Source organism: Stenotrophomonas sp. CCNWLW57, from assembly GCF_037203925.1.
Lineage (GTDB): Bacteria > Pseudomonadota > Gammaproteobacteria > Xanthomonadales > Xanthomonadaceae > Stenotrophomonas > Stenotrophomonas rhizophila_A.
Genome location: NZ_JBBCBJ010000009.1, coordinates 86638 through 99114, shown reverse-complemented (window position 1 = coordinate 99114; position 12477 = coordinate 86638). Strand labels below are relative to the sequence as shown.

Here is a 12477-nt window from a genome sequence, read left to right as displayed (position 1 = left end):
CTGTCACTTTGCCTTCTTGAAATAAGCGACAAGCAGCTCAGCGGTATCGTCGCGGAACTCCGGATGCTCGCCCGTCAGCTCAATGGTGAGGCGATAATGTCCAGGCTTGATGTTCTCTGCATACGCAAACTGAAGAACGTCATAGTAGAGCGCGGCATCAACAAGGCCGGCGCTCTCGAGCAGTGACGGTTCAACTCCCGACATGGTCAAGCCAGGTACGGTTCCGTCAATGGGGACCGGTATCCGTTCGCGAAGATTCGCCGCATCCCTCGTCAGGGGCACTGTCTTGATTGCACCTTCCTCCATGCGAATCAAGCTGACTCTGGCAGCGATCCCTGCTTCGACGAGCCTGATGGAAAGCGAGGTGCCGGATTCTGCGTCCGGCCTCACCAACCGCACACCCAGCATCAACTCGGGTGAGGCGTTGGGTCCGGGCGCTGGAAGCTCAAACTCCACATTTGCTACCTCGCCCGCCTTGTCCAAGGCAATGGGCCGGGTAAGAGGAACCTCAGTTCGCATTGCAGCGTTCTCCTTGTTTGCTTCCACGCTGGGCTTGGCGGTTTCCGCTTCCCGCCCGCACGCGGCGAGGCCGGCAATGACGAACAGCGTCCCGGCGCCCATCAGCATCGATCTTGTTGCCCAAAGCTTCATGGTCAATTCTCTTCCTGGTACGGCCGTACTCGCCTGCGTAGTCTGGGGTACGCGGACACGGGGAAGAATAGGAAAAAACCTACTTACAGCTTGACCGGCGTCACAGAAGCGGCGCGAAAAGCCCTCAACGAGCGCCCTTCACGCCTCTTCAGCGGTCTCCTGGGTCTTCTTGTACGAATCCCCCCAATCCCGCATCGCCAACAAAACCGGCACCAGCGTCCGGCCCAGCTCCGAAAGCCGGTATTCCACCTTCGGCGGCACCTCCGGGTACACATGCCGCACCACCACGCCATCGGCCTCCAGCTCGCGGAGCTGGCTGGTCAACATCGATTGGGTGGCGTTGGGGATGAGCCGGGTCAGCTCCATGAATCGCCGGGTGCGTGACACCAGGTAGAACAGGATCACCGGCTTCCACGTGCCGCCGATGACCGACAGCGTGGCTTCCACGCTGCAGCCGGTTTTGCCATATACGCGCCGCGCCATTACGGGATACTCCTGAAAACCATAGTACCTATGGAAAAGCATAGTTCTTGTGGCAACCACGGTGCGACCATAGCATGCAGGTCATGTCCCCGGAGGTGATCGATGCCCATGAAATTCAATGCCCTGCTGGCCACGAAAGAAGACGGCCAGGTCTCCACCCAGCTGGTGGCCTTTGACGAAGCCGACCTGCACGAAGGCGATGTGCTCGTGCAGGTGGACTACTCCACCCTGAACTACAAAGACTCGCTGGCGATGACCAACGCCTCGCCGGTGATCCGTACGTTCCCGCTCATTCCCGGCATCGACCTGGCCGGCACCGTGCTGGAATCGGGCAATGCCGGCTTCCGCCAGGGCGACCGCGTCGTGCTCAACGGTTACGGCCTCAGCCAGACCCACCACGGCGGGCTGGCGCAGCGCGCGCGCGTTCCCGGCGAGTGGCTGGTGAAGCTGCCGGACAGCATCAGCAGCAAAGACGCCATGGCGATCGGCACGGCCGGCTACACCGCCATGCTGTGCGTGCTGGCGCTGGAACACGGCGGGGTGAAGCCCGAGCACGGCGACATCCTGGTGACGGGTGCCAACGGCGGCGTAGGCTCCATCGCCTTGGCCATCCTCTCCAAGCTGGGCTACCGCACGGTGGCGTCCACCGGCCGACCCGAACATGCGCAGTACCTCAAGGACCTGGGCGCCGACGAGATCATCGACCGGGCCACGCTGGCCGAGCCGCGCACCCGCCCGCTGGATGCCGAGCGCTGGGCCGGCGTGGTGGATGTCGCCGGCAGCCACACGCTGGCCAACGCACTGGCGCAGACGAAATACCGGGGCGTGGTGGCGGCCGCCGGGCTGGCGCAGGGTACCGACCTGCCTACCTCGGTGCTGCCCTTCATCCTGCGCAATGTCACCCTCGCCGGTATCGACTCGGTGCAGGCGCCGCACGCCGTGCGTACTGAAGCGTGGAAGCGCCTGGCGACCGATCTGGACCTGGGTAAGCTCGCCAGCACCGTGGAGGTGATTGGCCTGAAGGACGTGCTGGATATCTTCCCGGCATTCCTGGAAGGCAAGGTGCGTGGGCGGTTGGTGGTGGATGTAAACGCCTGACCACATCGTTTCGGTGCCAGCCGCTGAGAGTGCAATGACTCTTTAGCCTCCGTAACATGAGAATGAACCGTAACTTCAGGCAATGTTACGGTTCATATCAGTGTTACGGAACGCTCGTAGGCGTGTCGCTCGGGTTGGCCTCTGGTTGCATAGGCAGGCATTCTCTGAAGCGATCATTGAGTTTCAGAAGTTCCTTCTGGAGTCCGTTCACGCCGGTCAGAATGGCGAGTTGCATTGCAGCCATGAACGCCAGCCCGTTGCTTTGTTGTAGAAGCTGGCAGGAGAGCTCTGGCGGATAGCCAGTGACCTGTCTCCAGAGGGGGTGATCGCCTGAATGGACATAGGAGTTCAGAGGCTTCCACGAGTACGTCTGGAACTCGCGGAGGCTCACTACTGCGGCTGCAACTAGTGGCACTGCATCCAGCTCATTCAGCATTCCTGACGCAGTTGGCATGGAAGCATTAGCTTGATCAGGCCCTGTGAGCAATGAGGTCTCGAGCTTCTCCAAGGTCTCGTCCGACGAGCGGTAGAACACCCACATTGCACGCAGCAGCGATTCGAATTGGCACCTAAGTAGAACCGGCGCACTGGACATGATTCCCGCCTCCAAAAGACACCTTACCGCCGCCGCATGCTCCAAACTGAGCATCACGTACTCAGCGGACAGTCCTATGCGAGCGCTTTGGTCGTAGAGAGGATGATGAAGAACCTCCTGGATGTTCTGCATCAATAAATCAGACCGGAGCAGTAGCTGTTCGAGCATCGGAACCGCCTCACATTGGGTTCCCGCAGTTTATGGGCGCAACCCTAACCCTCTGCAAGGGGCCATGCATCGGATGGCGGCCTCCCATAGAGCGCCTGCCCGGTATCCCAGCTGGGATACCGGGAATCGTCTTTGAAATCAGCCCTTACAGCGCAATCCGCGCCACAGACTCCTCACTTCCCTTCTCGTCCTTGTCGCCATTCTTGATGGTCACGTACAGGACGTTCTTCTTCGCATCCAGCGCCAGGCTGTTCGGGTGGGTCGGCACGTCATAGGTGCCTACCTGCTTGTAGCTCTCGCTGTCATACGCGGTCACCGTGCCCGCTTCGCGGTTGGTCACGTACAGGCGCTTGCGCGGTGCATCCAGCAGCAGGCCCAGCGGGCCGGCGTCGGTGGCGATGCTGGCCAGTTCCTTGCCAGTGGTCGGGTCCAGCACCAGCACGCGCTGGCCCGGGTGCTTGGAGACGAAGCCCGGAATGCTGCTGCCCTGGTACTTGCGGATCATCTCCAGGCCCTGGTCGGTCACGAACAGGCGCTTGCCGCTCGGGTCCAGCGCCAGGTTCATCGGCTGCTCGGCACTGACCTTGAAGCGCTGCTCCACCTTGCCGGTGTCGGTGCCCACGGTGACCACTTCGCCCAGCAGGTTCGAGGTGAGCACGCGCTTGTTGGCCGCATCCAGGGTGAGGCCCGGCGCCTTGGCGTTGCCCAGGCCCGGAATGGTGTTGATGAGCTTCAGCGACTGGGTATCCACCACGAACAGCACGCTGCCTTCGCCGGAGTGGCCGGTCACGTACAGGCGGTTGTTCGGGGAATCCACCACCAGCTCGCGCAGGTCGTGGGTGTAGCCGGCCTTACCATCCTTGCCGACCTTCTTCTCCATCAGCTGCACGATGCCCACCGCCTTGTTGGAGGCGGTATCCACCACGGTCACCGAGGTGTCCACGGTGTTGCCCACGTACAGGCGGTTATGGGCGTCATCGAGCACCACGCCGAAGGCTTTGCGCTCCAGCGGGATCTTGGCTTCAACGGCCAGCGAATCAGGATTCAGGCGCAGCACCTGGGCCGGGCCGGCGGTATCGCCGAAACCGCCCGAAGAGGCCACAAACAGCGCGTTCTGGGTGGGGCTGAAGGCCAGCTCGTACAGGCCCTGGGCAACGGCGGCGCGCTGCACGGAGGAAGCGGCGGCAGTGGTGGCAGCCTTTTCGGCGGCAAAGGCAGACGGAGCGCCAAGGGTCAGGCTGACGGCCAGCGCCAGGGCGGCCGAACGGAACAGGGAACGAGGGTGCATGCGAGCGTCCTTGTGAGAGGCAGAGGAAGGATCCTGGCTCGCGTGGCCGCTGGGAGGAGCGGCCAACCACACGGTCGAATGACGTGGGAAGGCTGGCTGGCCCGGACATCTTAACAGGGGTGGCCGGCGGCTGGATTCCTCCGTCCCACGCTGTGAGACGCCCCTGCGCGATCCTGCGAACCGCTTCGGAGGATCAACATGAACAAGATCGACCTTGATTGGCTGGAAGAGTTCGACCAGGCCATGCTCGGGCTGTATGCCATCAACCACAGCGACGCCGGGATGGATGAGCAGCTGCTGGTGAGCTACTACGACCTGGAGCCGCGTGAGGCGGCGCTGGCGTTTGGCAACGACTACGACCTGGACCGGATGAATCCGCTGTGGCCGCCGATGGGCCTGGCGCTGAACAGTTGAGCGCAGTCAGTACCCCATGCTTGCCGCCGCAACCTGCATCTCCTGCTGCACGCGCTGATCTTCTTCCTGCTGCTGCGTGGCCAATTGCGCGGCGCGCTGTTCCTGCTCGAACGCCGCAACGTCAAACTGCTCAAGAGACTCCTCGAACGGGGTCTTCACTGCCTGCGCCGTTGGCATGCCGGCGCGTTGGTGGCCGGGGTTGTCCAACTCGCCCTGGACCACGAAGACGTTCTGTCCGCCGGGTTGGTCCGCAGTGGGTTGACTAAGCACTACGTGGTCCACGCTGTCCAGGCCGTTGCTCTTGGCCAGCACCATCAGGCTGCCGGTGAGGCGCTCGCTGGTCTGGTCGTAGCTGCGGCCGTGGGCCTCATCCAGCTTCTCTACGCCCTCGCGGATCTGCTGGTAGAGGGCGTGGTCGGGGTGCTCGGGGTTGAGGGGTGTCCAAGGTTCCTGCCCATCAGCGGGCTGCGCCACCCGCGCCATGGCAGGCTCTGGTTCTGGCTCCGGCTGTTGCTCCGGCACAGCCTGACTCGCGATGAAGTCGTTCGCGGGATCTTTCAACGGAACGGCATCCAGTTCCTCGGCCACCACCACCTGCTCAACCACGTCTCTCGGCGGTGCCTCTGTAACAGGCTCGTCGAGCGAAACTTCATCCCGCAGTGGGTGCTGTGTTGACGCTGCATCATCCATGCCCGGTCGCTCGGACTTCTCAGCCTGCACCGCGACCTCAGGCGGGTCGGCGTCCACGCGGATGACAGTCTCTGGCACCGCTTCGTGGGTTACCTGCTGCTCTACCTTCGCTTCTGATGCAGCGACGGTCGCAGCGAGGTCGGGGACTTCCACCGGTGGCCGTACGACAGGTTCGGCCTCAGGCACTGGCTGTACCGGCGTCGAGGCGATGTCAGGTGAAGTAGGCGCCGTGTGAGCTTGTGGCTCGGCCACGGACGCTTCGCGCCGCGCCTCCTCTTCCTCGGCAGTACGAGCGAACGCCTCCTGGGTACGCTGCTCTTCGACGTGCTCACGTGCGCCCTGCTCAGCCCCCTGAGCTGTCTGGGGCTCTCGCTGGGCCGTGGACTGCTCCTCGACCGCGGAGCGCTCGACAGAAGCCGCAATCGCTGCTGTAGCCCGATGAGGGGATAGCTGCGAGGGAGGTGGCTCATTGTTAGTGCTTGGCTCGTTCTCAACCAGCTCCGGCACGTGCGCTTCAGCGACGTCCCTGCCATCCGCCCGCATCGCCGCCAATGCAGCCAGCTGTGCGGCCTCCCCCGCGGAAGCGCCTTGCCGGTTGGCCTCCCTTAGCGCCTGCTGATGGGCGTCCCACGCGTCGGGCGACAGTGCCTCAATGCGCAGCTCCGGCGCGTTCTGGATTGGCACCTCGTCTGCCACGTTGCCCTGCAGCGCAGCCGTATGCTGCAGTGACGCCTGAACCCTAGCAACGTCCTCCATCGTGGTGGTCGCCGTGAGGACCATGCGGTTGCCACCCGCATCCCCGAATGCAGCAATGGCGCTGTCAACGCTTGGCGCGTGGGTGCGCGGGTCTGGTATGAGTTCAAGTACCAGGTCACCTTGCCTTCCATTGTCCGCAAGGCCCTGCTCCACCGCTGCCGCTGTAGCCGCCAACTGCGCTTCACTGCGTTCGATACCGTGCCGTGCGTAAAGTGCTTCCACCTGCCCACGCACGCCTTCCGGTGCCAGTTGCACCGTGGCCTTGACCTGCTCGGCCATGTTGCCCAGACCGGCCACGCCAATCTGCTGGCTCTGCCACGTAACATCCAGCTCATCGCTGAGGTTGCCGTCAGCCGTGCCACTGAAGACCAGCCCGTCGTCGCGCCACTGGCCATCGTCCTGGCGGGTGTACGTGTGGCCGTTGCTTGCCTGCAGCGTGCCTGATCTGCCCTGTGCGTCCTGGATGGCGGCGGGAACTGAAGGATTGTTTGCATCGCCAAAGTCGCTCCAGCGCCCTTCCGCGTGCGCCACCATATAGCGCGCCGCGACGGCGGCTGGCGTATTGGCAGCGTTCTGGGCGATCACGGCCCGCGACTGCGCATCCAGGGCTTGCGCCTGCTCCGCTGAAACCGGTTCGTGGCGTGTGACCGGCGCACGCCCATCCAGCATCTGCGTGATCTGCAGCTCCCATTGACGGGAGGTCGGGTCGCGCACGAATGCCCTCCCGGTTTCGAACGGCGCCGGCGGGGTTCCCTGCTCAGCACGAGCATTCAGGCGATACGGATCCTGCGGCGGAGGAAGATGGGCCAAGCCCAGCTCGTACGACGCCTTGGCGGCCTGCCAGTTCAACTGCCGCTCCAGTGTGCCAGTCGCCACGTAATCGGCGCGGAAGGTGACATCTTCCCCCTGCGCGGTCTGAACTGGCCGCAGTTCAACGCCTGTGCCGAGCTCAGCGGACTGCACCTGCTGCTGGTGCGCGGCACGTAGCCACCGCCCGTCCTCGTCGGTAGGGCTTCGGGTCCAGGTGCGGCCCATGGGGTCCACCTGGACGTAGATGGCTTTCATGTCCTTCTGGTTTGCCCACTCCTCGCCGAGGTGGGCGCCCAGAACACCGCCGCCTACGCCGATGACCAGCGCACCCGGTCCGGTCCAGGAGCCCGTAGTAAGACCCACACTGGCGCCGGCGACAAAGCCGCCCAATGCGCCCCCGACATTGCGCCCGACGAAGTGCGCTGCCGTTGAATCAGCGCCCGCTGCGTTGCCTTGGGAACTCAGCTCCACCCACTTGTGGCCGGAAGTGGCGAAGTCCTGCGCCAGCAGCGCCAGGCCGGCAACGCCGGCGACCTTCATGCCGGGGCTCATACCGGCGTGTACGCCGTGGGGCGCGGACTCTGCTGCCACCTCCGCGATGCCTGCCGCACCGCTAGGGGGCGGGGCACGTGCCCCACCGCGCGGGGTCGCCGCGTGCGGTGTATGTCCGGGTACCTCAGCATGGAGCCTGGGACTCGTGCCAAGGCTGGCGCGGGCTGCATGCCAATCCGCACGGGTGGCCGCCATCTCGGTGAGATTGAAGGACTTAAATTCGTGGAGTGGTCGATCGAAGAGAACCTGATCCACAGCGTCATAGCCATCGATGGGCTTGAGCTTAAGACGGACCTCTGCGACGGTAACCGGTTGACCGCTGTTGACACTAGCCGCCTCGGCCAGCGACCGCTCCAGCGCTTGATACTCAGCGGCGGAATTGCTCACAAACGCCAGGGGTTCTGGCCCAAAAGCGCTTACTGGATACCCGTTGATCCTTACGTCGGGATGTTCGAGCGCGGTGGTGAGCTCAAAGTTGCTGAAGCCCCGATTGCCGGGCGCGCCCTCGACGAAGGCAACCAGCGGCTTCCCGGTAGCAATCGCATTCTCCAGGAATGCGGGGCTGCCGGCGTTCCACATCATGTCTTGGAGCGCAGCCTTGTGCCTATTGTTGAAGGGCTCAGTACCCTGCGCGCTCATGAAATTTTTCAGGCCGCTTTCCATAACCTGAAACTCAGGATGCAGCGCCGGATTCTTTCGAACATCTTCGATGAACGTCCCCCATGGCGTGTCGCCTATGATGCCCGCCTTGCCCTTGAGGTCCCTTCCGTACTGAAGCGCATTCTGATAGTTCTCTGCGCCTGCCGAATCGATGCCTGAGAACCCGACGTAGTCCACGCCAGGAGGTAGTTCGGGAGGAAACTGCTTCAGCTTTGAAGCGACGTAATCTGCGTAGCTGGTAGACGCATCGGGACCCGATCCTGGCGACTTCAGATAGGCAATTACATCATCGATCTGGGCTGCGGACAGCGGGCTGCCATCAACCTTGTTGCGGGCACCGCCCAAGGTCGTCCGGGCGAAATCATCGAAGACGAAGCTCGCCACGGGGCCATCCTCAACCAGCGTGTTTGGCAATGCGTACTTCGGCGAGGACGATGGGGCCCTGCGGCTTCATCGCCGTTTCCACCGAAGCAGGTACACCCGCTCCAACCAGTGCAGCCGGGGTTGTAGTAGCGATGTATCGCAGATTCTCTTCATTGTCAGTTTGGCCCGCGTACGCCAACACCAACCCTTGCGCGAGTCCACTCAGAAAGGTGAAGTCATCATCCTTGTTCTCGATGATTTCCTTGAACTCCAGCATGGACTTGATCAACCAATCGTGGCCAAGATCGAAGATAAACACCCTCTCCGCCATCCCGTCGACTTCAACAGACATATCGGGACCATTGAAGCCCAAGCCGCCGATGCGTGCATCGCCCCGATAGAACGCGTACTGATACTCCGTGACTGCGCTGCCGTCCGGGAGCTTTCCAGGAAGGATGCGAGGCTCCGGTATGGTGACACCGCTAATGGGGTCAAATGAAGAATCCGATTTAGCTTGGAAGTGGAGAGGCATGAGTCATCTCTGGATGTAGATCGGCTGCACGGCAGCCTGCTCGATCTGGAGTGAGCCTAAGCAGCTCCTTCCAGGCAGGCCCACCCATTGAATGGAGGAAGAGTGCCACGCCAACGGGCTGGGTGGCCATCGGAGAATTCCTACCTGTTGCCTGGAGTGTCGTTGTCCCGCTGGCTCCTGCGGGATTGGTGTGAACAGCTGCGCGGGGGCTACCCCTCAACCAACCGAAGTATCTCCGTCACCCGGCGGTCCAGATCCCTTCGCTGCGCTTCGTTCATCATCTCCCGCTTGAGGTAGGCCTCAAAGTCCTCACCCGTACAAGCGTTCTGAATCAGGCACAGCGTTCCCATCAGTTTTCCGGTGGGCCCTCAGTCGTACCCCATGCGGCAGCCAGCCACCATCCATGCCTCGCCGGCGTGTTCCCCGGTCATCAAGCCTGCCGCCGGGCCGCCTGCGCTGGCGGGGTAGTTGCTGTGCAACGAGCTGCCCATGGCAAACACGGCCGCAGGATCATTGGAGCCCAATACTTCTTCAAGCTGCTCGGCAGCTTCAGCGGTGATTACTCCTTAACTATGTGACGGCCCGATGCGCGTCAGGACCAGTTCCAGACGACTTCAGGTAAAAGTATTTCCAGAAGGCACCACCCGTGTGCCAAAGGTGCTTCTGTGCCGCTTGCGACATCATCAGACACCGCCGTTCGGGATAGCAAACTCAGCTAGGACCACTGTACCGTCAACTAGAACGGGAACAGCACCCATGACGGGAACTCCGGCCTGATCCAGCGACGCAACTGATGTAACTGCTACGTAACTACGAGCATCTTTGTTGTCCGCTTGCCCGGCGAAGGCATTCAGCAATCCCTGCGCAAGCCCCGCTACGAACGTGATGTCATCGTCGGTGTGACCCAAGGTCTTCTTGAACCGGAGCATGTCCTCCAGAACCCAGACTGGTGTGAGGTCCAAGGTGCATGCCCACTCCCGGCCCTCTGCCCTCTCAGCAACCGTTTCAGACCCGAAGACTCCCATTCCACCGATGCGTTCGCCATTACGCAGAAAGGCGTACTGAAACTCGATCGTCCTGCCTCCGCCTGCGTCAGAGCTGGGCAGCATTCGCGGTCTCGGAATCGAGACGCCACTGACAAGGTCAATCGCAGATCGTTCCCGTGGTATGAATTGGAGAGGAATCATAGTTCCTTGCGGGGAGAATGCCCCCTTCGGCTTGAATCAATAAGCATAGCCACTTTCCAAGATATTTTTCATAAAGGGAGCGAGCATACTTCGTCAGGACTAGTACCTTTCAACCCAGGCTATACGTGTGATGGCACAGCAGCTTCACCCAATACAACTTTCTTATCAGGAAGTACAGGAATTGACCCTGCAATAGGAACACCAGCCTGATCCAGGGCCTCAACCGAAGTCACGGCGATATAGCGAAGATTGTCCTCGTTGTCCATTTGCCCGGCATATGCCAGGACCAGACCCTGTGCGAGACCTCGCAGGAACGTGAGATCTTCGTCCGTGCTGCCGAAATCTGCTTTAGATCTGAGCATGGACTGGATGGTCTGCTCCCGGGTTAGATCGAAGGTGAATACCCGCTCCCGGTACCCGTCGGTCTCAACGACCACGTCGGGACCGTCGAAGCCCAGCGCACCTATCCGATCTTCGCCGCGGAAGAACGAGTAATGGTACTCCGTGCCGCCCTCACCGCTAGCCAGCGTGGTTGGCAAAATCCGAGGGCGCGGAATTGAAACATCGCTAGTCGGATCGTAAGAGGAGTGCGAGCGAGGCTGGAAGCTAAGAGGCATGGTCATCTCTGGATGTTTAGTCGGATATACGGCGTACTGATATCTCGCTCTTAGCGCCAAGTACAAGCATGTGCGGTCTTAAGGACCCAGTCACGAATCAGATCAACCGCAAACCTTCAACTCGGCAGCGACTTCGGTTCCGAAAAACCCCATGGCACCCACCCGCTGACCGCCTCGGCGGAACGTGTACTGGTACTCGCCGCTGGCAACACCATGCAGCGGCGCATCTAGAAGAATTCGAGGATGCGAGATTGTGACGCCACTACCCTCATCAAATGAGGTATTTTCGATGGGCTTGAAGTGGATCGACATCACTCTTCCTTAGTCTGTTCCGGTTCAGGCGTCGCTCTGCCCTTCCTTCGCTACGAATCAGCGGGGCCGCGGCGAGGACGGCGGCGGCGTGCAACAGTTCATCCCTCGCGACTTAGCTCAATCCGCCTTCACCGGCACCGGCTTGGCCAGCCACGATGATCGCCGTTGGCCGAACATGAGACTGAAGCGATTCGAGATGGCTTGCGGGAAATATCTTGTCCATCAGTATCCGCGCATGCTCTTCGCTACTCTGGTGGTCACTCGCAGCGCTGATTCGACACCCACCCTACTTCCCGAAAAAGAGTGTGAAGTCCTTGTCACCAAACCAAGGCTTCTGAAGGACAAGCGTCGCCATGAGCGCCTCCTCCGCTTCAAGTTTAGAGGCGAGCTCGGAGTCACCTTGCCTCTTTGCCACAGCAAGCTGTTGCCGTGCTTCCTCGAAGAAAGCGCCCACCAAATCTTCCATTACCCAGATGACCAGCTCGAAGCGTGGCGCCACCTCAGGCTCTTTCGCCACGGAAGCCAATGCGTCATGGATTCTGACCAAGTGACCCGGGTATTCCTTCAGCATCTCGCAAAGTCTCTGAGGAATTGGAGGCAGCGAAGCGGTCATTTGCAGCATCCATTGTGTCTAGTGACTGTCATTCCAATCAGGCTGCGGCTCCCAAAGCGCTGACATCACGTTGTTGGAAGCGCGCGCGGAGGGTAGCCGCGTGCCCGACGAGCTGGCGGACGCTGTACGGTCCCGGATCTCAGGATGCCATAACGACTGGCGATGAAACCATAGTAAAACCCTTATACCTTCACGCCCGCACAAGCGACGTCTTCAAGCATCGCCAGTGGCTTCAACTTGGCCTCATCCCGCTCCAAGAAATCAAGGAGACCCCTATCGCCGATCCATTGCTGCTTCAATGCCGCACGAAGCATCAGCATTTCCTTTGCTTCGGCGTGGCGAATGCCATCGGCACTGCCTTTGGCCTTAGCAGCATCAAGTTCGACACGAGCCGACGCCACGAAACCTTCAAGACAGTCTTCCAACGCCCAAACAATGTGCTCAATCCGAGGTGTACTGGCACCAGATTCGGAGGCTGCCTTGTCGATGGCCAACTGCAGCCGCTCGATATGTTCGGGATATGCGCCCAGAAGTTCGCGGAGTTTGTTTGGAACGGGTGGCGGCGTAAGGTTCATTTTAAGTGTTTCCGTTCATCGACCCGGGTTGGACCCAAACATCGGCGTTCAGGTGGGTCCATCGGGTAAAGAGTGCCATGCCAGCGGGCTGGTGGGCCATCGGAGAATTCCTA

General features: G+C 61.3%; 13 protein-coding genes. 2 read left to right on the top strand and 11 right to left on the bottom strand.

Annotation, left to right across the window (positions count from 1 at the left end):
- Window positions 1-3 precede the first annotated feature (3 nt).
- Both V9K91_RS18520 and V9K91_RS18515 read right to left on the bottom strand, forming a co-directional pair.
- Complete coding sequence (locus tag V9K91_RS18520; RefSeq protein ID WP_336443523.1) at window positions 4-657, bottom strand: hypothetical protein; 654 nt, start codon at window positions 655-657, stop codon at window positions 4-6.
- Window positions 658-789: 132 nt separating this feature from the next.
- Complete coding sequence (locus V9K91_RS18515; RefSeq protein ID WP_068848894.1) at window positions 790-1134, bottom strand: helix-turn-helix domain-containing protein; 345 nt, start codon at window positions 1132-1134, stop codon at window positions 790-792.
- 108 nt (window positions 1135-1242) lie between these two features.
- Between V9K91_RS18515 and V9K91_RS18510 the strand changes: the two genes are divergently transcribed.
- Entirely contained in the window at window positions 1243-2232 is a 990-nt protein-coding gene (locus V9K91_RS18510; protein ID WP_336443522.1) for an MDR family oxidoreductase, read from the top strand.
- A 103-nt stretch (window positions 2233-2335) separates the two neighbouring features.
- Here the strand turns inward: V9K91_RS18510 and V9K91_RS18505 are convergent, their stop codons facing one another.
- Together V9K91_RS18505 and V9K91_RS18500 are read right to left on the bottom strand one after the other, a co-directional pair.
- Entirely contained in the window at window positions 2336-2995 is a 660-nt protein-coding gene (locus V9K91_RS18505) for a hypothetical protein (RefSeq protein ID WP_336443521.1), read from the bottom strand.
- A 145-nt stretch (window positions 2996-3140) separates the two neighbouring features.
- Window positions 3141-4283 carry a YncE family protein gene (locus V9K91_RS18500; protein ID WP_249833675.1) on the bottom strand — a complete coding sequence of 381 codons (1143 nt, stop codon included), beginning with the start codon at window positions 4281-4283 and terminating at the stop codon, window positions 3141-3143.
- Between the two features lie 198 nt (window positions 4284-4481).
- Between V9K91_RS18500 and V9K91_RS18495 the strand changes: the two genes are divergently transcribed.
- A complete protein-coding gene (locus V9K91_RS18495; RefSeq protein WP_083214053.1) occupies window positions 4482-4697 on the top strand; it encodes a hypothetical protein in 216 nt (71 codons plus the stop codon).
- Between the two features lie 6 nt (window positions 4698-4703).
- Here the strand turns inward: V9K91_RS18495 and V9K91_RS18490 are convergent, their stop codons facing one another.
- From V9K91_RS18490 to V9K91_RS18460, 7 genes are all read right to left on the bottom strand, one after another.
- Window positions 4704-8549 (bottom strand): XVIPCD domain-containing protein, encoded by a 3846-nt coding sequence (locus V9K91_RS18490; protein ID WP_336443520.1) that lies wholly within the window; start codon window positions 8547-8549, stop codon window positions 4704-4706.
- A 10-nt stretch (window positions 8550-8559) separates the two neighbouring features.
- On the bottom strand, window positions 8560-9060 hold the full coding sequence (locus V9K91_RS18485; RefSeq protein ID WP_093533017.1) for a hypothetical protein: 501 nt from the start codon (window positions 9058-9060) through the stop codon (window positions 8560-8562).
- Between the two features lie 683 nt (window positions 9061-9743).
- Complete coding sequence (locus V9K91_RS18480; protein WP_249833673.1) at window positions 9744-10169, bottom strand: hypothetical protein; 426 nt, start codon at window positions 10167-10169, stop codon at window positions 9744-9746.
- A 197-nt stretch (window positions 10170-10366) separates the two neighbouring features.
- The gene (locus tag V9K91_RS18475) at window positions 10367-10870 is read right to left on the bottom strand and encodes a hypothetical protein (RefSeq protein ID WP_336443519.1); all 504 of its coding nucleotides are present in this window, start codon (window positions 10868-10870) and stop codon (window positions 10367-10369) included.
- Between the two features lie 96 nt (window positions 10871-10966).
- Entirely contained in the window at window positions 10967-11176 is a 210-nt protein-coding gene (locus V9K91_RS18470; protein WP_249833671.1) for a hypothetical protein, read from the bottom strand.
- Between the two features lie 286 nt (window positions 11177-11462).
- The gene (locus V9K91_RS18465; protein WP_249833670.1) at window positions 11463-11789 is read right to left on the bottom strand and encodes a hypothetical protein; all 327 of its coding nucleotides are present in this window, start codon (window positions 11787-11789) and stop codon (window positions 11463-11465) included.
- A gap of 182 nt (window positions 11790-11971) precedes the next feature.
- The gene (locus V9K91_RS18460; protein WP_336443518.1) at window positions 11972-12364 is read right to left on the bottom strand and encodes a hypothetical protein; all 393 of its coding nucleotides are present in this window, start codon (window positions 12362-12364) and stop codon (window positions 11972-11974) included.
- Window positions 12365-12477: the final 113 nt, after the last annotated feature.